The sequence below is a fragment of the Methylophilus sp. E2MeOHC9 genome (genome assembly GCF_058744375.1).
In genome coordinates, this window is the sequence record NZ_CP196024.1 from 1,049,199 (window position 1) to 1,072,070 (window position 22,872).

Genomic DNA, 22,872 nt, shown 5'->3' on the forward strand with positions numbered 1-22,872 from the left:
ACATCAGGATTGACACGATTTCGGAAAATCGGTTATATTCCTGCTTTCGGCGTGTAGCGTAGTCTGGTAGCGCGCCTGCTTTGGGAGCAGGATGTCGGGAGTTCGAATCTCTCCACGCCGACCAGTTTCTCTTGGTTGCCCAATCGTCATGTAACACCTATCTGCTCGTAGCTCAACTGGATAGAGCACCAACCTTCTAAGTTGGGGGTTACAGGTTCGATTCCTGTCGGGCAGGCCAATGTAAAAGTCTCTATGGTGGCTGTAGCTCAGTTGGTAGAGTCCAGGATTGTGATTCCTGTTGTCGTGGGTTCGAGCCCCATCAGCCACCCCATTTACCCCCCCCTGCAGATTTTCCTAAATCTAACATTAGATTTAATATTTAGCTAAATTTAAAAGACTGATTAAAAATACTGGCTCTCTTCGCCAGTAGTTCACAAGCTTGCCTCTGGTAAAGTGTTCAAAAATCCTTATGCTGAACACATGACTACTCAATTAAATCTCGGCGAATTTATGCAGGCGCTTACTGACCTCACCAAGGTCAGGGAGAGTCTTGCGCTGGATCCAGCCTTGCTTTCGCTGATGCAACACTGGTTAAATATCTTCGCGGCCCAACCGCAGCCAATCAGAATGCAGGTGTTATCCAGGCGGCAACTGGTGTCGGTCATCAATACCTTAGAAGGTGGTGAAAGCACCCATGCGGCATTTGATGGCTGGATGCCGGAAAATTACGCCTTATTGCTGGATCACATGGATAAAGGCTCCCATCAATATGAATGCCTGGAAACAAGTAGCGGCAAGCTGCATATTTTCCCTTTACAGCAAAGTATTGCGCACAAGCATGCCATTCTGCTGATTCAGCATGAAACCCTGGATGACGTATCCATTGGCTTGATCAAACAGTGCCTAGATATGTTTCATCATTATGCCAGCCTGATTATCGAGAATGAGCGTGATGCTTTAACCGGCCTGCTCAATCGCAAAACATTTGATCATTGCGTCAGCAAAATCCTGCTCAATGATTACAAGCCGGAATTCAAGTTTCCCCTGCATCACTTCCTGGCGATTTTTGATATCGATTTTTTCAAGAAAATTAATGATACTTACGGCCACCTGATTGGTGACGAAGTATTGTTACTGCTTTCCCGGCTGATGCAGCAAACCTTTCGCGAAGGCGATTTGCTGTTTCGCTTTGGTGGCGAGGAGTTTGTCGGTGTTTTTTCTTGCGCCGATGAAAACGATATTACGGTGTTGCTGGAACGATTTAAAGACACTTTAAATGCGTATGTCTTTCCACAGGTCGGGCATGTTTCCATGAGTGTGGGCTGTTCGCGTATGGCGCTGAATGTGTTGCCAAACACAGTATTGGAGCGCGCAGACGAGGCTTTATACTATGCCAAAGATCATGGCCGTAACCAGATCTGCTTCTACGAAGAACTCATTGCAAATGGCCTGCTCAGTGACAGTACCATTCAAGGTGAAGTAGAGCTGTTCTAAATTGTATAGAAAATACAGGAATTATTAACTTATAATTAAGTAAGTGGACTTTTAATCCGTTTGTCGTGGGTTCGATCCCCACACACCCTACCAAAATACAAAGACGGCTCGCAGAAATGTGGGCCGTTTTTCTTTTAGTCTGACGTAACTAAATTGTAACCACTCAAAACTGAGTCTAACTGTGAAGCAGCAACCTCTAGGCCTTCTGGTGCCACATGAGCATATATTTCAACCATCGAGCAGTTAACCAACCCCCGCCCGAGCTTTTGAAGTTCATTAGTTGGTGTGCCTGCTTACGTTGTCAGGTAGTCCATGTATGTCGTAAATCATGCGATCTAAAATGGGAATACTGCATTTGTGTGTAGACAAAGCCAAACCTAGACCTTACTTCCAAAGCTGGCGCTTTCACGCTTAAAACTCTTGCAGCTGTTGCTGACTTCGAAAGATATTTAATCAGAGAACGCACTCTTGCAGGTCAGGCTAAGGCTTGGCTGGCAGGTAAAACCAAAGGTAGACGTTCAAAAACCTCAATATCTGATAGAAAAAATAACAGAGAAATTAAACTCGGGAGTAAGCGTCAGCCATCTTGCAAGGGAATATAAAGTGAGCCGAGCCAGTATCATTAACATCAGGCCATTTAGTGAGTAATCTATCTTGGTTTATCAAACAGACCAATGGTGTGATAGGGTGAGTCATTCTTATCAATATTAATACCTATAACTAAACACAATTTAACGTGATCCGGCTCCACTCCGCTAGAAGCTGCTTGTTCAATAAATTCATTGCGCCTATCTCGGTTTTCATTCTTATACAAAACTATTGCAAGTGCGTGCTCAGATGATTGAGCTGGCACGTATATAAGCATATTTTTGTGGCCCTCAATTTGCCAATTCTTATTAACCACATAAGCTAGATCTTTAATCGCTTTAACTATTTTCACTTGGTCATACGGAGGGAAATAGTTCAGTATGCATCCAATTTCTGACCATCTAGGAATAGCGCGCTGTTCGAGCTTAGTAAGAATAGATTTAAAAAATGGGGCTATTTGCGGTTGTGGCTTTGGGATTTTTATACCTTGATCCTTGGACATATAGTACCGATCAAGCGGAATCGACATATCTGAGATAATTAGATCACTTTCTTTATCTGTATTTCCCATATCAAACAATGTTGAAATATGAATTTGCACTTCAAAACAGAGGGATCATGCGTGGTACTTACGGTGGATCAGATTTATTGAAACAAAAAAGGCTCGAATTAGAGCCCTGGCTTACAGATGAAGATGCAAGAATAAGGGCTTTTTCAGGAGACTATATTCTGAAACTTGATAAAAGAATCACTCAGGAACGGCACTATGAGGAACAACAGCATGAAATGTGGAAACGTCAGTTCTAGAAATGCTAACTTAGTGGACAAGCAAGCATTTATTTGGGGCTCAATCAGGGGCTTTTTTTTAAAAATCTCATTAGTTTATTCATAAATTTCAATAATTTTCACTTGTGTTCGGGGCCTCTCTTGGGCATCTAACTATTCCAAAGGCACCATATAAAAGTTTCTTTGTACATAGAAGTTAAGATGTCGCTGACGAGATTTGAATGAGTGTACTGTAATTAAAACGTAACTTGACTAGGTTGATTAAGGTTATGAAAAGTTCACCTAGACTAAAAAAACTCACTCACTCACTGCCCCACACCCTGTTCTGCGGCCATCGTGCTTTCGCATGGCGAAAACGGGCTGGGTGGCATACAATCCGTGTCTGGCGGGGTGAGTCACGCGATGAGCGCGCCTGTACATGCGGGCGAGCAGGAGAACGCAGATGGTGACCTGATGTTTGTCGACAAAGCCCAGCAGCAAACCGGGAATGCAGTCTTTGATGACAGGCTGATCATGCTGTCACCCAAAGTGCTGATCCAGCAAATGGTGCAAGCACAACGCCTGCCCTAAACGGAATCTATACATCAGGTATGCAAGACAATTTATTGCTACGCTACAGCCGGCACATCATGCTGCCGCAAATTGAATACGCGGGCCAGGAAACCCTGACGCAAAGTCACGCGCTGATTATCGGTGCCGGCGGGCTGGGTGCGCCTGTGGCCATGTACCTGGCAGCGGCAGGGGTGGGTACACTAACCATTTGTGATTTTGACCATGTGGATATGACCAATCTGCAACGCCAGATTATTCATACCACTGCTGCTGTCGGGCAGAATAAAGCGCTGTCAGCGCAGGCGACGATTGCACAGCTCAATCCGGAAATCACGGTCAATACAGTATTGGTGCGGATGAGCGAACAAGAGGCTGCCGAGCGTACTGCTGCCGCAGATGTAGTGATAGATTGTTCGGATAATTTCGCCACCCGCTATCTGCTGAATCAATTATGTTTTAGCGCGGGCAAGCCACTGGTTTCTGGCGCGGCAATTGGTTTTGAAGGGCAACTCAGCGTATTCGATTTCAGGCATGCTGAATCGCCTTGTTACCATTGCCTCTACCCCGATGTAGGCGATGATCAGGAGTTGCGCTGTGCCGATAATGGTGTGTTTGCGCCCCTGGTTGGCATGGTAGGGTCAACGCAGGCGGCAGAAGCGATCAAGCTATTATTAAATATCGGGCAGACGATGCAGGGCAGGTTGCTGTTGCTGGATGCTTTAAGTGCACAATGGCGCACCATCAAGTTATCCAAAGACCCGGCGTGCAAGGTCTGTGGTCACTCGGCCTGATCGGGCCCCGGCGCCGACTCCGCCATTAATGCCTTCACCAGTTCGCCTATATCCCACTCACACCCGCCACACCCACTGAGTGCGCCTGAGTAACGCGAAATGGCGTCCAGATCTTTGCCTTGCCTGACCATGTCCTGAATCATGCCGCGCGTGGTGCCACTGCAACTGCACATCACTTCGTTAGGCGATTCTTGGTTTTCTTCAGGCATGCGAGAGCATTCAGGTAAAACCGCATTTTACTGCCAGCAGCCACACCATGCCAGTGCTGGTTAATTGACTAGCGCTTGCCGCAAACTTGAAACCCCGTTAGCATCGTTAGCAATCTCCCTGTTTAAGGCAATGTCATGAGCAAAGGCGTTCGATTATCCGAGAAATGGTACAACCGTGCTTTATGGGTGGTAGCGATTGTTTTTGCCTGGTTTCTCACCGGCCTCGGCCAAAATATCATTGGTGATTTGCCACGGGTAGAGGCCAGCTACACCACAGAACATTTCGTGGATCATCGTAAGATTGATCCCTTGCGTACTGAACTGAAGGTGCTCGCCAGGCAGCACCAGACATTGGTCGATCAACTGGAGCAAGTCAATTTGCAGTTGATCATCCGGCAAAAAGATTACCAGGCCGCACGCTCCACTTTTGATAATTGGGTATCCACACGGGATGTCACCGACCAGGTAGATGACCTGGTTGGCCGAACGCGGACCTTGGATACCTTGAAGAAATTAGAGCGGGATGCTGAAAAAGCGATAGAAGACATCCAGCAGAAACAGACAGATATTTCACAGCATGAAACCCAGCTACTAGCGCAGGTGAATATATTGGAAGATATCGCGCGCCAGCGTTATGACGAGGCGTATGAAGACCAGGCAATGCGCGTATTTCTATACCGTTTAATGTTGACCCTGCCTTTGCTGGCAGCGGCTGCATGGCTGTTTGCAAATAAAAGAAAGTCCCAATACTGGCCATTTGTCTGGGGCTTCATTCTATTTGCCCTGATGGCCTTTTTTGTTGAACTAGTGCCTTACTTACCGGATTATGGTGGCTATGTGCGCTATATTGTCGGCATCCTGCTCACGGTGGTTGGTGGTAAATATGCCATCACTGCATTGCAAAACTACCTGGAACAGCAAAAACTGGCGGAAGCGCAGCCTGAATTTAAACGGCGGGAAAGATTAGGCTATGACACGGCGCTGGCGCGATGGGCCAAAAGTGTATGCCCGGGTTGTGAACGTAATGTGGACCTGAAAAACGAAAACAATGATTTTTGTACGCACTGCGGCATCTGCCTGCATAACTATTGCAATGCCTGCCAGTCACGCAAGAATGCGTTTGCGAAGTTTTGCCACAAATGTGGTGCTGTGGCCTAAAGCAGTTTGATCTAAGGTACCGTGGGTTAACGTATTCTGAAAATAAAATACCGTGACCTGAATTCCAGGCCACGGAATGACGGATTAAATAGCGTTTTAATCAGAAAATTACTTCAATTTTGCGAGTTGCGCCTGTAATTTTTCCAGGTTGGCACTAAATTCTGCCAGTCTGGCTTTTTCCTGCTCAACCACCGCTGCCGGGGCGCGGGCGACAAAACTCTCGTTGCCCAGCTTGCTATCGGCTTTGGTGATCTCCCCTTGCAGGCGGGCGATTTCTTTGCCTAAACGCTCTTTCTCGGCAGCGACATCAATCTCCACCTTCAGCATCAGCCTGAAATCAGCTGCCAGCATGACTGGTGCATCGGCCTCGGGTAATTCAGCCACGATAGCTACGTTTTCCAGCTTGGCCAACGACTTGAGGTAAGGCGCAAAAGCCTCTAGTTGGCCGGCATCACCCGCTGCAATCAGGGGCACTTTCGCCGCAGGCGAAATGCTCATTTCGCCACGCAGGCTACGGCAGGCTTCTACCGCGGTTTTCAACGTAGCCACCCAGGCTTCGGCTTCTTCATCAATCTTTTCCAGATCCGCCTTGGGGTAAGCCTGCAACATGATGCTTTCCGTGCCGCGCGACTTGTCTTTCAACTCTGTCATCGGTGCAACCGTCTGCCAGATTTCTTCAGTCACAAACGGAATAATCGGGTGCGCCAGGCGCAATATGGTTTCCAGCACGCGTAACAGGGTGCGGCGTGTGGCGCGCTGTTCGGCTTCGCTACCGCCCTGGATCTGCACTTTGGCAATTTCCAGGTACCAGTCGCAATACTGGTCCCAGACAAACTCGTAAATCGCCTTGGCCGCCAGGTCAAAACGGTAATCATTGAACGCGCGCTCGACTTCGGCTTCAGTACGCTGTAACAGGCTGACAATCCAGCGGTCAGCCTGACTGAATTTACGGCCACCATCGTCACAACTTTCTACGCCAAAACCGTTGTCCTGGCCTTCGGTGTTCATCAATACAAAGCGTGTGGCGTTCCACAACTTGTTGCAGAAGTTGCGGTAACCTTCGCAGCGTTGCAGGTCGAATTTGATATCGCGTCCCGGTGAGGCCAGGCTGGCAAAGGTGAAGCGGAGTGCATCGGTGCCATAAGCGGCAATGCCTTCCGGGAATTCCTTGCGCGTGCGCTTCTCGATTTTTTCAGCATCTTTCGGGTTCATCAGGCCGGTAGTACGTTTGCCTACCAGCGCTTCCAGGTCGATGCCATCGATCAGGTCTATCGGGTCCAGCACATTGCCTTTGGACTTGGACATCTTCTGGCCTTCAGCATCGCGGATCAGGCCGTGTACATACACATGCTTGAATGGAATCTTGCCGGTGATGTGCTTGGTCAGCATCACCATACGCGCCACCCAGAAGAAGATAATATCAAAACCAGTCACCAGCACTGACGATGGCAGGAATTGCTGTAAAGACTGATTCTGTGCATCGATCGCTTCGTCGCCTGTCCAGTCCAGGGTGGAGAATGGCCATAAAGCAGAGGAGTACCAGGTGTCGAGTACATCATTGTCACGGGTCAGGTCGCCGGCGTAACCATCTTTTGCCGCCAGTGCTTTGGCTTCTGCCTCGTCATGCGCCACATAGACTTTGCCGTCATCGCTATACCATGCCGGAATCTGATGGCCCCACCACAGCTGGCGTGAAATACACCAGTCCTGGATATTGTTCAGCCACTGGTTATAGGTATTTACCCAGTTTTCCGGGTAAAACTTGATTTCGCCATTGGCCACGACTTCCAGTGCTTTTTCGGTGATGCTCTTGCCGTCTTCGCCCGGCTTGCTCATCGCGACAAACCACTGGTCGGTCAGCATAGGCTCAATCACCACGTTGGTGCGGTCACCGCGCGGTACTTTCAATTTGTGTTTTTCGACTTTCACCAGGAAACCACCCGCTTCCAGGTCAGCGACCACCTGTTTACGGGCAGCAAAACGCTCCAGGCCTACCAGGTTGGCAGGCAAGGTGATCGGTGTTTTGCTGCTGCCATCAGCGGCATACACTTCAGCCGTCTCTGGCACAAAGCCTTGCAGGTTCAGGATCACAACCTTGTCCAAACCCTGGCGCTGGCCGACCATATTGTCGTTAAAGTCGTGCGCTGGGGTGACTTTAACCACGCCAGTGCCGAACTCTTTGTCTACATAGTCATCGGCAATCACCGGGATCTCACGGTTGCACAAAGGCAGTGAGACACGCTTGCCTATCAAGTGCGTATAACGTTCATCTTCCGGGTTCACCATCACGGCTACGTCACCGAGCATCGTTTCCGGACGCGTGGTTGCGACAGTCAGCTGGCCTGAACCATCTGCCAGCGGATAGTTGATATGCCACATGGAGCCATCTTCTTCTTCCTGCACCACTTCCAGGTCAGAAACAGCCGTACCCAGCTTCACATCCCAGTTGACCAGGCGTTTGCCACGGTAGATCAGGCCTTCATTGAACAAGCGCACAAAAGTTTCTGTCACCACTTTATTGAGGCCGGCATCCATGGTGAAACGCTCACGGCTCCAGTCGGGCGAAGTGCCCAAACGGCGCATCTGCTGCGTGATGGTGCCGCCGGAATACTCTTTCCATTCCCAGACTTTTTCCAGGAACTTCTCGCGGCCTAGATCATGGCGGCTCACGCCTTGTGCATCCAGCTGGCGTTCCACCACGATCTGTGTGGCAATGCCGGCGTGGTCTGTGCCTGGTTGCCACAGGGTATTGTCGCCGCGCATGCGGTGATAACGGGTGAGAGCGTCCATGATGGTCTGGTTAAAGCCATGGCCCATATGCAGGGTGCCGGTGACGTTAGGCGGAGGCAGCAGAATACAGAAGTTGTCTTTGACTTCAGGGTTCATGCCTGCGGCATAAAAGCCTTTGCTTTCCCAAAAGGCATACCATTGGCTTTCAATGGTTTTTGGGTCAAAGGATTTGGCGAGTTCGCGTGCGGTGCTGGAATTTTGTGTAGGGGTAGTCATGCGCCTGATTTTACCATAGGCCAGTGTGCGCTTTGATGCCTGAGCTTGTCTTTGCAGCAGATTCTATTGCGTAATGATGTAAGGCATTCGGCCGCTGTCATATCTGCAATCGGCAGACAATGCTAATATGCAACACTCATTCTTTAACCTGGGTGCACGCAGTGGGGGTATTTGACATGGATATTATGTGGATTTGGTGTGGTGTGGGCCTGATTTTACTGTGTCTGGAAATGCTGTCCGGCACCATGTACCTGCTTTGGCCAGGGTTGGCCGCGCTGGCAATGGCGTTACTGGCCTGGTTATTACCTGCATTTAGCCCGGCGTGGCAAATCTTCATTTATGCGGTTTTCTCAGTGTTAGCGGTGGCCATTTGGCGCAAACGCGAAAAAACCCAACCTACGCCGCGGGTCGGGCAGGCACAGGGTGAAGAAATCGGCCGCCAGGGGACTATCGTCCAAGCCGTCAGCCCGGCGCAGCCAGGACTTATCCGTTTTACCCAAGGCGTGATGGGCAGCAAAGAATGGTCAGCCGTGGCTGACGTTGAGATTGCGCTGAATCAAGCTGCCAGGATTGTGGCGGTGGAAGGCAATAGCGTACGTGTGGCGCCAGTTTAAAAGGCGGGCAGAGTTTAAAGATATAGCCACATCAAGGTTATCCAAGAGTTAAGTTTATCCACGAGTTGCCAGGTCATCAGCAGCTCAAACATTTGTTAATTGAAGGAGTACACATGGAAATCAGCATTATCGTGTTGATATTGGCAATCATTGCCATCGTCAAAGGCGTTCGTATCGTCCCGCAGGGTGAAGAGTGGGTGGTTGAACGCCTGGGTAAATTTGCCGGGATCATCAGCCCGGGATTACATGTGATTAATCCGGTATTGAGCAGGGTCAGTTACAAAGTGACGACTAAAGACATTATCCTGGATATTCCGGAACAGGAAGTCATTACCCGTGATAATGCGGTGATCCTTGCCAACGCGGTTGCCTTTATCAAGGTTTCAAATATCGAGCGCGCTGTTTATGGCATTGAGAATTTCAGGGAAGCGATGCGCAATATGGTGCAAACCAATCTGCGCTCTATCATTGGCGGCATGGATCTGAACCATGCACTCACCTCGCGCGACCGCATCAAGACTGAACTGAAGATCGCCATTGCTGACGAAGCACTCGATTGGGGCCTGACAGTGAAAAGTGTAGAAATCCAGGACATCAAGCCTTCGGCCAATATGCAGCACGCCATGGAACAACAAGCCAGTGCTGAGCGTGAACGCGTGGCTGTAGTGACGCGTGCTGAAGGTGAGAAGCAATCGCTGATCCTGAATGCGGAAGCACGCCTGGAAGCAGCGCGTAAAGATGCAGAAGCGCAAATGGTAGCTGCCAATGCGTCAGCAGAGTCGATTAAAATGATTTCGGAAGTAGTGAAAGAGAATAATACTTCAGCGACCTTCCTGCTGGGAGATCGCTATATTCAATCACTGCAAAAGATCAGCAGCTCGAATAACAGCAAAATTGTGGTGCTGCCGGGTGATGTGGTCAGTGCCGTGAAAAACCTGATTGGTGGCAAGTAGCGCCCATCACTGGTTATTGTGTTGATCCCGAACGCGGCAAACTTTCATCAGTTTGCCGCGTTTCTTATTTTTTATCCTGGCATCACCGCGCTGGCATCGTCACCCTAAACTGATGATGTACTAAGCAACTTGCATAATTCATGGCAACTGGCATATTTCCTGCATCTCTCTGTTTAAAACAATCATTTCAAGAGGGGTCGCAGTGGCAATTCGCGTGGCGTTACATCACCGCACCAGTTATACCTTTGACCGCCTGGTCAATCTTTCTCCTCACGAAGTCCGCCTGAAGCCAGCCGCACATGCGCGCACACCCGTGCTCGCTTACTCATTGACGGTCACGCCTGAGAAGCATTTTATCAACTGGCAGCAAGATCCCTACGGCAACTACATTGCGCGTTGTGTATTCCCCGAAATGGTGCGCGAGCTCGACTTTACGGTCGATTTGGTGGCGGATATGACCGTCATCAACCCGTTTGATTTTTTTGTCGAGAAATATGCCGAGCAATATCCCTTCAATTACACCGAACAGCAGGCGTTTGAACTGACCGCTTATTTGCAGCCTGATGACCTTGGTTTTTTACTGCAAAACTGGATCAATAAAATACGTAGCCAGGTGATTCAGCCTGGCATGGGCATCGTCGATTTCCTGATGGGTGTGAACCAGTGTTTGCAAAGCGAGATCGGTTATACGGTACGTCTTGAGCCTGGTATCCAGACGCCGGAAGAAACCTTGCAGAAGCTAACAGGCTCTTGCCGTGATACTGCCTGGTTGCTGGTGCAGATCATGCGTCATCTGGGGCTGGCTGCCAGATTTGTTTCCGGCTACCTGATCCAGCTCAAAGCCGATGTGGCGGCGCTGGATGGCCCTAGTGGCACCGACCAGGATTTTACCGACCTGCATGCCTGGACTGAGGTGTTTATCCCCGGTGCCGGGTGGGTAGGGCTGGACCCGACATCCGGGCTAATGGCAGGCGAAGGCCATATCCCGCTGGCCTGTACCGCACTGCCCTCATCGGCTGCGCCGGTGGTGGGGTTTACCGATGTGGCTGAGGTCACCTTCAAGCATGAGATGACGGTGACGCGTATCCACGAAGACCCGCGCGTGACCAAGCCCTATAGTGAACCTGACTGGCAAGCCATCCTCACACTGGGTGACCAGGTCGATGAAGAGTTGTTGGCCATGGATGTACGCCTGACCCACGGCGGTGAACCTACCTTTGTGTCTATTGATGATATGGATGGCGCGCAGTGGAACACGCTGGCCCTCGGCGAGCATAAACGCGACTTGGCGGGCAAGCTGGCGCTGCGCCTTAAATCGCAAGTGGCCGCCAATGGTTTTTTACATTATGGCCAGGGTAAATGGTATCCGGGCGAGGCCTTGCCACGCTGGGCGATTAATATTTACTGGCGTCCTGATGGCAAGCCGGTCTGGCACGATGCCAGCCTGTTTTCCGCCGAAGGTGCCAATGATGGCTATACGCTGGTGCAAGCGCAGGCTTTTACCAATCACCTGGCTGACATGCTGGGTTTTCCGCAGGCTTGTGTGATCCCCGCTTATGAAGATGCCCTGGCGCTCACCCTGCAAGAGCAGCAATTACCGGACAATGTGGACCCGCTGCAAGTGGATCTGACAGACAGCGCTGAGCGCAAGCGTCTCGCCCAGCTGTTGAATCAGGGCCTGGGTTCGGTGGTCGGCTTCATCATGCCACTTAAACCGGACGAAAAGCGCAAAGCCGGGGAATGGCTGACCAGCAAATGGCCATTGCGCCGTGAGCATTTATACCTGTTGGGCGGTGACTCACCCATGGGTTTGCGCCTGCCATTGGCATCTTTGCCCTGGCAACTGCCTGCCGATATTGAACCGGATTTTCCGCTCGATCCCTTTGCGGAAACGCCTGCCTTGGGCGAAGCCACCGCGCCTATCGTTCGCCTCAAACATAAAACCGTTCAGCCCTCGGCACGCGAGGTGATCCATACCGCCTTGTGCGTGCAGGTGCGCAAGGGCAGGCTGTATGTATTTATGCCGCCTGTCACTCGCCTTGAAGACTATCTGGATCTACTCAATGCCCTGGAGCAGACAGCCAGCGATTTAAAACTCAAATTGTGGCTGGAAGGCTATACGCCGCCACGCGATAGCCGGCTCAGGCTGTTAAGTGTGACGCCAGACCCTGGCGTGATAGAAGTGAATATTCATCCTTCCAAAACCTGGCAGGAGCTGGTGGCGAATGTCAGCATGCTGTATGAAGAAGCACGCCTGTGCCGCCTGGGCACCGAAAAATTCATGCTGGATGGTCGCCATACCGGCACTGGTGGCGGCAATCACGTCACGTTAGGCGGCGAAACAGCGGCGGATAGCCCCTTGTTACGCCGTCCTGATGTGCTGCGTAGCCTGATCACTTACTGGCAACATCATCCGGCGCTGTCTTACCTGTTTTCAGGCACTTTTATCGGGCCGACCAGCCAGGCACCGCGCGTGGATGAAGCGCGCGACGATAATTTGTATGAGCTGGGCATTGCTTTCCAGCAAATGGAAAAGGTCGTGCCTGCCGGTAAAGAGAGCAAACAACCGTGGCTGGTAGACAGGCTGTTGCGGCACTTGCTGGTTGATTTAACCGGCAACACGCATCGGGCCGAATTTTCCATCGATAAGCTGTATTCACCCGATGGGCCGACCGGGCGGCTGGGGCTGGTTGAGTTTCGCGCATTTGAAATGCCACCTCATGCGAGAATGAGTTTGCTGCAAAGCCTGCTGATCCGTGCGCTGGTGGCGCGCTTCTGGAAACAGCCTTACACCGGCAAACTGGTGCACTGGGGCACTGAGTTGCATGATCGCTGGATGCTGCCGCAATTTATCGCGCAGGACATGGCCGATGTGGTCAATGATCTGCGTGAAGCTGGTTATGCCTTCGAGCAGCGCTGGTTTGAGCCATTTATCGAGTTCCGCTTTCCGCGCTATGGCACGGTGGCGTATCACGGTATTGAAATGGAATTACGGCAAGCGATTGAACCGTGGAATGTGCTGGGCGAGGAGGTCTCGGCAGGCGGCACCGCACGTTATGTCGATTCGTCCGTCGAGCGCATGCAGTTACGCGTACGTGGCCTGACGGAAGGGCGTTATGCGGTGACCTGCAACGGGCGGCCATTACCTTTGCAATCCACCGGGGTAGCAGGTGAATATGTCGCTGGCGTGCGCTTCCGTGCCTGGCATCCCTGGTCTGCGCTGCACCCGACCATAGATGTACAGGCACCGCTGGTGTTTGACCTGGTGGATACCTGGAGCAATCAGTCACTCGGCGGCTGCACTTACCATGTCTCGCATCCGGGCGGACGAAATTACAATACTTTTCCAGTCAACGCCAATGAGGCGGAAGCAAGGCGATTCGCGCGTTTCTGGGCACATGGGCATACGCCTGGCAAGATAGATGTCGTCAAGGAACCGCCGAACCCGCGTTTTCCGTTTACACTGGATCTGCGCTGGCAGGCTATTTAGGCCAGCTGTAGCGACGTGTAAGCTCACCAAGCGGGCGTAGGTAATATAGGCGCGGCATAGAGTCATAGGCGAAAGCAATGCTTGTGTGTCGCAACCTATAGTGATGAACTGGTGTTTGCTGCAGGTTTCCCTAGGAACCTACTGTGACACTCACTCCTCTATGATGAGTAGTAATGAATATGTTTTAATTGAATCAACGGAATTTTTATATAGATCATCAGCATGCAACCAGTGCTCAACCAGCTTTATTTTTCTGACCGCTACAACGAGCTGCTGGATAGCAACGGCCAGTTGCGTCCGCATTGGCAGGCACTGGTGGCGCAACTGGAGTCAGAGGCGCCGACCGCGATGCGCCAGCGGCTGGAGGCGGTGCAGCGCCAGGTGCGGGATAATGGCGTAACCTACAACGTCTATGCCGATACGCATGGCGTGCAGCGGCCGTGGGACCTAGATGTGCTGCCACTGATCATTGCGCAGGATGAATGGCAGCATATTGCCGCTTCAGTCGCGCAACGTGCCACTTTGCTGAATAAAGTATTGCTGGATGTATATGGCGAACAGCGCTTACTGGAAAGCGGGCAACTGCCGCCTGCGCTGGTCTACGGCCACAGCGGCTTTTTACCTACCTGTGTCGGTATCCCGCATTACGACAACATTGCCCTGCATAGCTATGCTGCCGATATTGCGCGCGCGCCTAACGGGCAGTGGTGGGTGGTCTCTGACCGTACGCAGGCACCCACCGGGGCTGGCTATGCACTCGAAAACCGCACCATTATCTCCAGTGCGTTTCCTGAGCTGTTCCGTGACCTGAATATTGAGCGCCTGAGCGGTTTTTTTGCCAGCATGCGCGACAGCCTGGCGCAGTGGGGACATCGCGTGGCGGAAAACCAGGCGCTGACTGTCCCTGAAATCACGCCCTTAGGCGCCGGAGAGCCGCCACTGGTGGTGATCCTGACGCCGGGACCCTATAACGAGACCTATCATGAACAATCCTTCCTGGCCGGGTATCTAGGTTATCCGCTGGTGCACGGCAGTGACCTGACCGTCCGCAATGGCGTGGTCTGGTTGAAAACGGTGGCTGGGCTCAAGCCGATACATGCGATCCTCCGCCGTATCGATGATGACTATTGCGACCCGCTGGAGCTAAACGCCGAATCGCTGTTAGGTGTGGCTGGGCTGGCGCAGGTGGCGCGGCTGGGTAATGTGCTGATCGCCAATGCCCTCGGCTCTAACCTGTTGCAATCCGGTGCCTTGCTGGGCTTTTTACCTAAGCTGTGCCAATCGCTACTGGGTGAAGAATTACGCATGCCTTCCGTCGCGACCTGGTGGTGTGGCGAACCTGCCGCGCTGGAATACGTGGTCAACAACCTCGATTACCTGGTCATTCACCCGGCTTACCCGCAGGTGCAGTCATCCCCGGTGTTTGGCGAAGATTTAAACCCTGAGCAAAAAGAGTCGTTGATTGCCAGGTTGCGCGCGCAACCCGATCACTATATCGCGCAGGAACAATTGGATATTTCGCATGCGCCGGTGCTGGTCAATCACCCGCAACCGCAGATCAGTTCACTGGCAGTCAGTTTAAGGGTATACGCATTTGCCACGCCGAATGGTTATGCGATTATGCCGGGCGGCCTGTCACGTGTGGCCAGTGGCAAAGATGCACGCGAAGTCACCATGCAGCGTGGCGGGACCAGCAAAGACACCTGGGTTTTATCAAATGACAACCAGCCGCCCGTCAGCCTGTTGCGTAAAACCAATTCCAGTCATGACCTGGTGCGCGAAAACACCTATCTTTCCAGCCGCATGGCAGAAAACCTGTTCTGGTATGGCCGCTATTGCGTACGCAACCTGCAAAAAGCCATCATGTTGCGGGCAACCATACGCGCACTGGTGGAATACACGCCGGATACCCGTGCTGGTGAGTGGGCCACTATGCAAGGCTTGTGCCAGTGGTTTGATTTATTGCCGACGGCAAAAGAGGAAGAAGCACTGGCCCCCTGGCAACCATGGACGGATGATGACATTGCACCTTTGCTGATACAGGCGGTGTTTTCACAGCAATCTGCCAGCCTGGCCACCAGCGTGCAGCAATTGTTCCAGCAGGCGTTTAATCTGCGGGAGCGGATTTCCAATGACCACTGGCGCACGGTGAATACGCTGTCACGCCAATTTATTACCCGCCACCAGCAGCCAAGCTTGCAAGATGCCATGGCATCGATTGAAGTGGCGATTAATCATTTTGTGACCCTGACTGGTTTTGCCATGGACTGGATGACTCGCGACCTGGGCTGGCGTTTTATGTCATTGGGTCGTCGCATTGAGCGCCTGCAGTTCATGTGTGTGTTACTCAGCCGTGCGTTGACCATGCCGGAACAGAGCAACCTGGAGTGGTTATTACAAGTGACCAATAACCTGGTGACCTATCGCGCCCGTTATGCGGCGCAGCCAGAGTGGTTGCCGGTGCTAGATTTGTTATTGATGGATGAGAGTAATCCGAATGCCATTGTTTTTCAGATCAAGGGCTTGTTGAAATACCTGGAAGAAATGGACGCGCAGGACAATGCGGGCGGCATGGCCATTGAACTCCGTGATTGCTGGCAAGCTTTGCAATTGCTCGATGCAGATCAGTGTTTTCATGCTGGCAACCTCACACTGGCTGACTGGCTGAATCGGACTTACAATGTGACACAGTCTTTGTCTGACCGGCTGAGTTTGCGCTTTTTCAGCTATACCAGCCCGCACGCGACGCCTGGTTATTAAGAGACTTCCATGCGCTATCAAGTCGAACATCGCACCATCTACAACTATGACATCCCGGTGATCCAGTCACAGCAGTTACTGCATATGATGCCGCGCGAAACGCCTTATCAGCAGAGCGTTTCCTATACCTTGGTCTGTGAGCCACAACCAGCTGAGCAATCGCGCCGCCTGGATTTTTTTGGCAACCATAATGACTACGTCACTATCTTGATCCCGCACCAGTCATTGCAAGTCACCTCACGTTTCCAGGTGGATGTGCTGCCACGGCCGACCATGATGGCATTCACCGATAGTCCGAGCTGGGAGCAAGTTCAAGCGACGTTGCAATCGCAAGGCACGCAGCATATCGAGGCCATGCGCTATATATACTCCACCGTCAAAGTAAAAAGCAGCGAGGCGCTGGCCGATTTTGCACGTAGCTGTTTTACCGCGCAGCGACCATTGCTTGAAGCGGCCATGGCACTGACACAACAGATCTACCAGGAATTTGAATTTGACCCGCAGGCCACGGATGTGGCAACACCGCTGGATGAAGTGCTCAAAGGAAAACGCGGCGTTTGCCAGGATTTCGCGCACCTGATGATAGGCGCTATGCGTTCACTGGGGCTAGCTTGCCGCTATGTGAGTGGTTACATACTGACGCATCCACCCGAGGGCCAGCCACGCCTGGTGGGCGCAGATGCTTCGCATGCGTGGGTATCGGTGTATTGCCCGGTGTATGGCTGGGTAGATTTTGACCCCACCAATAATTGCCTGGTCCAGCACGAACACATCACGGTGGCATGGGGCCGCGATTTTGGCGATGTCTCTCCTATGCGCGGCGTAGTGCTCGGTGGTGGACAGCAACAACTTGATGTCAGCGTCACTGTCACGCCACTCGAATATGCGCTGACTTAGTCATTAGTTTTATTATGATTCTCCATCACTGCCTGCAGTCGGCTATGAATGGTGGGATGGGAAAAAGCCAATGGTTGGGTACGTATTTTTCTTGATGCTGACATATCCAGGCTGGCAATCACGCTAAAATAGCAGATTGTGATTTTTAAGATTTGCCGAGACTGCTACGTGATTAAAGCTGCTATTTTTGACATGGACGGTCTGCTGATCGATTCCGAACGCATCATCATGCAGGGCTGTATCCAGGCGGCTGCCACCATAGGCATTACCTATACACAGGCAGAATATGTAGAGCTGGTCGGGCGGGTCTGGACGGATTCCACCCGTTTGATGACCCAGCAACTGGGCAGTGAAGAAAACTTCCAGCACGTGATGCAGGGGCTGAACACCTATCTGGATGCCTGTAACCACGTATTTCCGCTAAAGCCCGGTGCGCATAAATTACTGCAGTTTTACCATTCGCAAGGCATTATCTGCAGTGTGGCGTCGTCCTCGCCAACGCAACATATCACCCATCGCTTAAGCCATACCGGCGTGCTGGATTACTTCAGTCATGTCACCAGCGGCCAGGAAGTCAGCCGCGGTAAGCCTAACCCTGATATATATTTGCTGGCCTTGCAAAAGCTGGGCTTGCAGGCCGACGAGTGTATTGCGTTTGAGGATAGCGAGTTAGGCGCGCAGGCAGCGATTGCCGCCGGGTTGCGCGTGGTGGTGGTGCCCGATTTAAGGCAGCCTAGTGATCTGGTGAGGACCAATGCGCATCAGGTCGTGGAGAGTTTAGAGCACTGGCTGCAAAACCATCCATCACTGGCAGGTTGCGTTATTTAGTTGGGTTTAATAACCAAAGCTTCTCTTGCGCCGGGTATTGTCCTTTTAAACCCGTCGGCATGATTTCTTCTGCCAGCAGCGTAATACTGTAAGTATCCCCGTAATGCGCGCTGATCTCATCCTCGCTGACATTGAATGGCGGCCCTGCCAGCAAAGATTGGTCGTAATGAAAGCTGATCAATAACTGGGGAGCACTGTTGGTGATATTGATCAGGTGTTCGCTATAAGTGACGCGCAAGTCTGGTGGCAATGCAATCAGTGCGGCCCTGTCATACACGGCGTTGATTTCCCCTAGCAACGGCTGATCCAGTGCAAAAAAATCACCCTGGAAAATATCAATAGTGACGGCATGTTGATCGACAGCGTGATAATGCCGTAGCGCACCTGACTGGGTGATGATTGGTGTGAGCCCTAGCTCGGCAAATAAGCTATCCACGGCCAACTGGTTCAGTTCGGCGCCAACGACATGGATGCCTTGAGACAACAGCCAATGGATATCCAGTGTTTTACCACACAATGGAATAAACACCCGTTGGCCAGGTGTTAAGCCAAGCGCCTGAAAATGCGCAGCTAACAGCGGGTTCACTGATTTCAGGTGAAAACCGATTTGCTGGTTCTGCCAGCGGGTGTGCCAGAAATTGTGATCAGATTGCATCGCGATAACCAGTAGATTGAGTGGCGCATAGTATAAATCAGCCACCGCCCACACACAGGCAGTTTATTTATGATTGCTGTGGCTCAGTTTCGCCTGTGCTTCCAGTACACCCTCTTCAACACCCGCCGCTTCAGTCAGTTTTGCCACATTATCGCGGGTAAAAAAGCCGTTAAATCCGTTGTAACGCTGCACATATTCTATGATCAGCGACGAATGCTCGGACGCATTGGAGAATATCTGTTTCAGGCCTTCTTCCTTGGAACCGATCACATCCAGCAAAAAGCCTTTGCCTTCACTGGCAATCGCATTCACCACGAATTCGATATTCTCCATGCCATCACGCGCGCCGTCTTTCACCGACAACGCGACGTGGTGCAAGCGTGGCCCATAATTGCGTACAAAAGTTTCGGTGGGCGAAGGCAGTTTTTCCAGATGGTTTACAAAGTAGGGCGTATTGTTGGCGGTAAAGACTTTGGCCGGGCTTTTGGTTTCGGAGAACCCGTGCACGCTCTTGGTCACATTGGTGGAAGAGTTCTGGTCCCAGATATTATAAGCGCCCCAGAAATAATAGCTGGACCATGAAAGGTATTCCAAAATGGCGACTTCACGATTCTGGCTATACACGCGGGTGGCCAGGTGATCCACCGGCAAAATCAAATCATCAATACGCAGTTTGGCTTGCAGGTTTTTGGCTTGGCTGTAAGCCGTATGCACATCAGGGCGTATGGTGCTGATTCCCAGTGCATACACGCGCAACTCACCCGGGTCGCGTTTCATATAACCAATAATGTTATGGGTGTAAGGCGAAGGTTTGCTGATAGCGACATTGCCTGGCAATTCCAGCTTGCGCACTTCATCCTGGGTAAAAAAGCGAAACTCGCGTTCCTCCTGCAGTTTCACCACTTCATGCATATTGGTCACGCGGATGATCTCGCCCATATAGCGGCTATTCGGCTTACGCGCCCCGACTGGATAGATTTCATTCAGTGAGCGGAAAATACCGCGAAAATTAGGGTCTTTGACTTCACGCACCAGCAAATCCGGAGAATCCAGGTCTATGCGCATCACATGCGTCCAGTGTTGCTCACTTTCCAGCGTCACCAGGTAGTGATAGGAAGTCATCAGCGATAATTCAGCGATATATTGAATCGAATGGTCGGGGTCCACCGTGATCATCAGGGCATCGATTTCCTGGATCATGTCGGTCAGGCCGAGTTGATCACGCTCCTCCAGCAATTTTTGCAGATACTCCTCAAAAAAAGCCGAGTTTTGTTTATCGCCATGGCGGGAAAACTGGAAAGAATTAAGCGTAGAAGGCGTATTCATAGGCGTTTTACCAAGTTGTGCATACCTTTATTAAGCAAAGCTTGTACCTAAGACTAAATATCGGGTGGATAGTGCAAAAAAGTCATTTTTTGGCTGAATTCGTTACTATCTGGTAAAAGTCTTACCAGGAAAAACAAACAGGGCACTTTAAAGTGCCCTGTTTTAGTGCCAGCTTGCGCCAGAAGTTAGCGCGTACAGCGATTGAGTTAACGGGGTTTCAGCGAACCACGACGCAGAATCGGGTCATCAAACGCAATACAGCGTCCCACGCCTAAAAAGCTTGGCCGCATACCCAAGGGGCAACCATTGCTGCGCTCAAACTGTTCCACTTTCACTTTGGCCACTTCGGCTTTTTTTGCATCTTTGAATTCCCAATAGCCATTGGCATGCAATACCACCTCATCGCCTTCGGCGGTTTTGGCGTGGATATCATCCGCCTCTTCTTTGGCGGCGAAAGCCATACCAGGAATGGCAATACCTGGAATAACCAGGCCAAGAAAAACAAACAGGTAGAGGCGAGACATTTTTTATCCTTGCAAAAGATTTAATAGCGTAAATAAATGGTGTGAAAAAGCCAGGTACGTGACCTGGCTTTATACAAGCAATTAACTCGCCATCCCGTTATGCCTTAACAATGCATCCAGGCTAGGCTCACGTCCCCTGAAAGCCACAAACGACTCCATCGCTGGGCGCGAACCGCCTTGCGCCAGTACTTCGTTCTTGAAGCGGCTACCTGCTTCGGCAGACAATACACCGAGTTCTTCGAACAGGCTGTAGGCATCGGCAGACAAAACCTCTGCCCATTTGTAGCTGTAATAACCGGCTGAATAACCGCCGGCAAAAATATGGCTGAAGCTATTCGGGAAGCGGTTCCATGTTGGTGGGCGTAGTACAGCGACTTCGTCCCTGACCTGTTCCAGGATATCCAGTGCTGTTTGTTTGCTATCCGGGTCAAAATTGCTGTGCAGGCGCATATCGAACAGTGAAAATTCAATCTGGCGTACGGTTTGCATGCCAGCCTGGAAGTTCTTGGCGGCGACCATTTTGTCGAATAATGCACGCGGTAATTGTTCGCCAGTGTCTACATGCGCAGTCATATGGCGCAACACGTCCCATTCCCAGCAGAAGTTTTCCATAAACTGGCTGGGCAGTTCAACGGCATCCCATTCCACGCCTTTAATGCCGGAGACACTGTATTCATCCACCTGCGTCAGCATATGGTGCAGGCCGTGCCCAAACTCATGGAACAAGGTAATCACTTCGTCGTGCGTGAACAGCGCAGGTTTGCCAGACACAGGTGCTGAGAAGTTGCAGGTCAGGTAAGCCACCGGCAGTTCAATGCCGCTGGCAGTTTTACGCCGGGTGATGCATTCGTCCATCCAGGCGCCACCGCGTTTGCCATTGCGTGCGTACAAATCCAGGTAAAAGTAAGCGATAGGCTGGCGCTGCTGATCGGTGATCTCATAAAAACTGGCGTCTTTATGCCACAGCGGCGCTTCAGTCTGGCGCACTTGTACGCCAAAGATGGTTTCGACTACTTTGAACAGGCCCGCTTTCACTTTATCTTCAGGGAAGTACTGTTTGACTTCCTGATCTGAAAATGCGTATTTCTCTTCACGCAGTTTCTCGCTGACATAGCCGACATCCCAGGCCTGCATCTCGCTAAAGCCCAGTTTGGTGGCATACGCTTTCAACTCGGCCATATCTTTCTCGGCATACGGCTTGGCGCGTTTGGCTAAGGTATCCAGAAACTCAGTCACTTGCTGCGGCGCATCGGCCATTTTGGTGGCCAGTGACAATTCGGCATAGTTCTTAAAGCCTAATAGCTGCGCTTCTTCCCGCTTGAGTTTCAGCAGGTCGGCAATCAATGGCGTGTTATCCCACTCTGGTTTGCTGAATTCTGAAGCACGTGTCGCGTAGGCGCGATACAGCGTTTCGCGCAGGGCGCGGTTGTCGCAATATTGCATGACCGGCATATAAGAAGGGAAGTGCAGGGTGAACAGGTAACCAGTTTTGCCTTCCGCTTTGGCGGCATCAGCTGCTGCCTGCAAAGCGTCTTCCGGCAATCCGTTTAACTCGGAAGCATTTTCCACGATGTGTTTGAAGTCGTTGGTGTTATCAAGGATGTTTTCTTCAAATTTGCTGCCGGATTTGGAGAGCTGTTCGGCGATTTCCTTGAAGCGTGCTTTCTCAGCGGCAGGTAATTCGGCCCCACCCAGTTTGAAACCACGCACTTCGTTCTCGATGATCTTCTTTTGCGCCGGGCTCAGTTGCGCGAATTCGCCACTGGCCTGGATGGCTTTGTATTTATTATACAAGCGCTCATCCTGCGATAAATCGCTGTAGAAATCGGTCAGTTTGGCCAGGTTGTCGTTATAGGCTTCACGCAGTTCAGGCGTGTTCACCACGGCATTCATATGCCCGACCGGCCCCCAGCTGCGCGATAGCTTTTCAGAGAAATCTTCAATCGGCTGCACAAAGTTTTTCCAGCTGGCCGGTTCAGTGGCAGTCGCCAATTGCTCCACCAGGGTACGACCTTCGCTGATCAGTTGCTCAATCGCCGGAGACACATGTTCCGGTTGTATCTGGTTGAATTTTGGCAGACCGCTAAAAATGAGTAATGGATTCGTGCTCACAACTTGTCCTTTGATGAAATGCAATATCGCTAATAATCAGATGCCTATTATTGGCCAAATGTTCGCGCTTGGGTGATTGTATATTTTGATGATGGTGATGAGTTTTGTTAAATCAAGCGATTTACTGCA

Annotated in this window: 18 protein-coding genes, 3 tRNA genes and 1 pseudogene; 15 read left to right on the forward strand and 7 right to left on the reverse strand. The window is 51.3% G+C overall.

Translation table 11 applies throughout. From position 1 onward, the window contains the following. Positions 1-47: 47 nt before the first annotated feature. The 5 genes and pseudogenes from ACSSVF_RS04980 to ACSSVF_RS05000 all read left to right on the forward strand — a co-directional run. Positions 48-124: transfer RNA gene (locus tag ACSSVF_RS04980), tRNA-Pro, on the forward strand. Positions 125-161: 37 nt separating this feature from the next. Further along, positions 162-238: transfer RNA gene (locus tag ACSSVF_RS04985), tRNA-Arg, on the forward strand. Positions 239-255: 17 nt separating this feature from the next. After that, positions 256-331: transfer RNA gene (locus ACSSVF_RS04990), tRNA-His, on the forward strand. 149 nt (positions 332-480) lie between these two features. Continuing rightward, complete coding sequence (locus ACSSVF_RS04995) at positions 481-1,494, forward strand: GGDEF domain-containing protein (RefSeq protein WP_492405858.1); 1,014 nt, start codon at positions 481-483, stop codon at positions 1,492-1,494. Positions 1,495-1,931: 437 nt separating this feature from the next. Then, positions 1,932-2,096, forward strand: a pseudogene (locus ACSSVF_RS05000) (hypothetical protein); the annotation flags it as partial. A 47-nt stretch (positions 2,097-2,143) separates the two neighbouring features. Here the strand turns inward: ACSSVF_RS05000 and ACSSVF_RS05005 are convergent. After that, complete coding sequence (locus ACSSVF_RS05005; protein WP_492405859.1) at positions 2,144-2,653, reverse strand: hypothetical protein; 510 nt, start codon at positions 2,651-2,653, stop codon at positions 2,144-2,146. Between the two features lie 47 nt (positions 2,654-2,700). Between ACSSVF_RS05005 and ACSSVF_RS05010 the strand changes: the two genes are divergently transcribed. From ACSSVF_RS05010 to ACSSVF_RS05020, 3 genes are all read left to right on the forward strand, one after another. Then, positions 2,701-2,889 carry a hypothetical protein gene (locus ACSSVF_RS05010; RefSeq protein ID WP_492405860.1) on the forward strand — a complete coding sequence of 63 codons (189 nt, stop codon included), beginning with the start codon at positions 2,701-2,703 and terminating at the stop codon, positions 2,887-2,889. A gap of 315 nt (positions 2,890-3,204) precedes the next feature. Continuing rightward, positions 3,205-3,438 carry a hypothetical protein gene (locus ACSSVF_RS05015; protein WP_492405861.1) on the forward strand — a complete coding sequence of 78 codons (234 nt, stop codon included), beginning with the start codon at positions 3,205-3,207 and terminating at the stop codon, positions 3,436-3,438. Between the two features lie 20 nt (positions 3,439-3,458). Then, complete coding sequence (locus tag ACSSVF_RS05020; RefSeq protein ID WP_492405862.1) at positions 3,459-4,211, forward strand: HesA/MoeB/ThiF family protein; 753 nt, start codon at positions 3,459-3,461, stop codon at positions 4,209-4,211. Here the strand turns inward: ACSSVF_RS05020 and ACSSVF_RS05025 are convergent. After that, on the reverse strand, positions 4,199-4,420 hold the full coding sequence (locus ACSSVF_RS05025; RefSeq protein WP_492405863.1) for a (2Fe-2S)-binding protein: 222 nt from the start codon (positions 4,418-4,420) through the stop codon (positions 4,199-4,201). The genes ACSSVF_RS05020 and ACSSVF_RS05025 overlap by 13 nt on opposite strands. A gap of 135 nt (positions 4,421-4,555) precedes the next feature. Here ACSSVF_RS05025 and ACSSVF_RS05030 point away from each other — a divergent pair, with 135 nt between their 5' ends. Next, entirely contained in the window at positions 4,556-5,578 is a 1,023-nt protein-coding gene (locus tag ACSSVF_RS05030) for a serine endopeptidase (protein WP_492405864.1), read from the forward strand. 108 nt (positions 5,579-5,686) lie between these two features. On the opposite strand, the gene ACSSVF_RS05035 is transcribed toward ACSSVF_RS05030, so the two are convergent. Beyond that, the gene (locus ACSSVF_RS05035) at positions 5,687-8,584 is read right to left on the reverse strand and encodes a valine--tRNA ligase (RefSeq protein WP_492405865.1); all 2,898 of its coding nucleotides are present in this window, start codon (positions 8,582-8,584) and stop codon (positions 5,687-5,689) included. 176 nt (positions 8,585-8,760) lie between these two features. Between ACSSVF_RS05035 and ACSSVF_RS05040 the strand changes: the two genes are divergently transcribed. From ACSSVF_RS05040 to ACSSVF_RS05065, 6 genes are all read left to right on the forward strand, one after another. Next, the gene (locus ACSSVF_RS05040) at positions 8,761-9,198 is read left to right on the forward strand and encodes an NfeD family protein (RefSeq protein WP_492405866.1); all 438 of its coding nucleotides are present in this window, start codon (positions 8,761-8,763) and stop codon (positions 9,196-9,198) included. Positions 9,199-9,311: 113 nt separating this feature from the next. Next, positions 9,312-10,151 carry an SPFH domain-containing protein gene (locus ACSSVF_RS05045; protein WP_492405867.1) on the forward strand — a complete coding sequence of 280 codons (840 nt, stop codon included), beginning with the start codon at positions 9,312-9,314 and terminating at the stop codon, positions 10,149-10,151. 202 nt (positions 10,152-10,353) lie between these two features. Then, positions 10,354-13,641, forward strand: coding sequence for a transglutaminase family protein (locus ACSSVF_RS05050; protein ID WP_492405868.1), 3,288 nt, complete (start codon positions 10,354-10,356; stop codon positions 13,639-13,641). A 222-nt stretch (positions 13,642-13,863) separates the two neighbouring features. Further along, positions 13,864-16,401: a circularly permuted type 2 ATP-grasp protein gene (locus ACSSVF_RS05055; RefSeq protein ID WP_492405869.1), complete on the forward strand. Its 2,538-nt coding sequence runs from the start codon at positions 13,864-13,866 to the stop codon at positions 16,399-16,401. Positions 16,402-16,410: 9 nt separating this feature from the next. Further along, on the forward strand, positions 16,411-17,298 hold the full coding sequence (locus ACSSVF_RS05060; protein WP_492405870.1) for a transglutaminase family protein: 888 nt from the start codon (positions 16,411-16,413) through the stop codon (positions 17,296-17,298). A 168-nt stretch (positions 17,299-17,466) separates the two neighbouring features. Next, positions 17,467-18,126: an HAD family hydrolase gene (locus tag ACSSVF_RS05065; RefSeq protein WP_492405871.1), complete on the forward strand. Its 660-nt coding sequence runs from the start codon at positions 17,467-17,469 to the stop codon at positions 18,124-18,126. On the opposite strand, the gene tmpT is transcribed toward ACSSVF_RS05065, so the two are convergent. The 4 genes from tmpT to ACSSVF_RS05085 all read right to left on the reverse strand — a co-directional run bounded on the left by tmpT (position 18,119) and on the right by ACSSVF_RS05085 (position 22,743). Next, positions 18,119-18,781 carry a thiopurine S-methyltransferase gene (gene tmpT, locus ACSSVF_RS05070; RefSeq protein WP_492405872.1) on the reverse strand — a complete coding sequence of 221 codons (663 nt, stop codon included), beginning with the start codon at positions 18,779-18,781 and terminating at the stop codon, positions 18,119-18,121. The genes ACSSVF_RS05065 and tmpT overlap by 8 nt on opposite strands. Before the next feature lie 63 nt (positions 18,782-18,844). Next, entirely contained in the window at positions 18,845-20,107 is a 1,263-nt protein-coding gene (locus ACSSVF_RS05075) for a hypothetical protein (RefSeq protein ID WP_492405873.1), read from the reverse strand. A 206-nt stretch (positions 20,108-20,313) separates the two neighbouring features. Next, entirely contained in the window at positions 20,314-20,631 is a 318-nt protein-coding gene (locus ACSSVF_RS05080) for a hypothetical protein (RefSeq protein ID WP_492405874.1), read from the reverse strand. Between the two features lie 81 nt (positions 20,632-20,712). Further along, positions 20,713-22,743 carry a M3 family metallopeptidase gene (locus ACSSVF_RS05085; RefSeq protein WP_492405875.1) on the reverse strand — a complete coding sequence of 677 codons (2,031 nt, stop codon included), beginning with the start codon at positions 22,741-22,743 and terminating at the stop codon, positions 20,713-20,715. Positions 22,744-22,872 lie beyond the last annotated feature (129 nt).

What these genes read in the sequence shown, in the direction of transcription:
- ACSSVF_RS04995 (WP_492405858.1), top strand. Translation starts at nt 481, where the DNA reads ATGACTACTCAATTAAATCTCGGCGAATTTATGCAGGCGCTTACTGAC.
- ACSSVF_RS05005 (WP_492405859.1), bottom strand. Translation starts at nt 2,653, where the DNA reads ATGGGAAATACAGATAAAGAAAGTGATCTAATTATCTCAGATATGTCG.
- ACSSVF_RS05010 (WP_492405860.1), top strand. Translation starts at nt 2,701, where the DNA reads ATGCGTGGTACTTACGGTGGATCAGATTTATTGAAACAAAAAAGGCTC.
- ACSSVF_RS05020 (WP_492405862.1), top strand. Translation starts at nt 3,459, where the DNA reads ATGCAAGACAATTTATTGCTACGCTACAGCCGGCACATCATGCTGCCG.
- ACSSVF_RS05025 (WP_492405863.1), bottom strand. Translation starts at nt 4,420, where the DNA reads ATGCCTGAAGAAAACCAAGAATCGCCTAACGAAGTGATGTGCAGTTGC.
- ACSSVF_RS05030 (WP_492405864.1), top strand. Translation starts at nt 4,556, where the DNA reads ATGAGCAAAGGCGTTCGATTATCCGAGAAATGGTACAACCGTGCTTTA.
- ACSSVF_RS05035 (WP_492405865.1), bottom strand. Translation starts at nt 8,584, where the DNA reads ATGACTACCCCTACACAAAATTCCAGCACCGCACGCGAACTCGCCAAA.
- ACSSVF_RS05040 (WP_492405866.1), top strand. Translation starts at nt 8,761, where the DNA reads ATGGATATTATGTGGATTTGGTGTGGTGTGGGCCTGATTTTACTGTGT.
- ACSSVF_RS05045 (WP_492405867.1), top strand. Translation starts at nt 9,312, where the DNA reads ATGGAAATCAGCATTATCGTGTTGATATTGGCAATCATTGCCATCGTC.
- ACSSVF_RS05055 (WP_492405869.1), top strand. Translation starts at nt 13,864, where the DNA reads ATGCAACCAGTGCTCAACCAGCTTTATTTTTCTGACCGCTACAACGAG.
- ACSSVF_RS05060 (WP_492405870.1), top strand. Translation starts at nt 16,411, where the DNA reads ATGCGCTATCAAGTCGAACATCGCACCATCTACAACTATGACATCCCG.
- tmpT (WP_492405872.1), bottom strand. Translation starts at nt 18,781, where the DNA reads ATGCAATCTGATCACAATTTCTGGCACACCCGCTGGCAGAACCAGCAA.
- ACSSVF_RS05075 (WP_492405873.1), bottom strand. Translation starts at nt 20,107, where the DNA reads ATGAATACGCCTTCTACGCTTAATTCTTTCCAGTTTTCCCGCCATGGC.
- ACSSVF_RS05080 (WP_492405874.1), bottom strand. Translation starts at nt 20,631, where the DNA reads ATGTCTCGCCTCTACCTGTTTGTTTTTCTTGGCCTGGTTATTCCAGGT.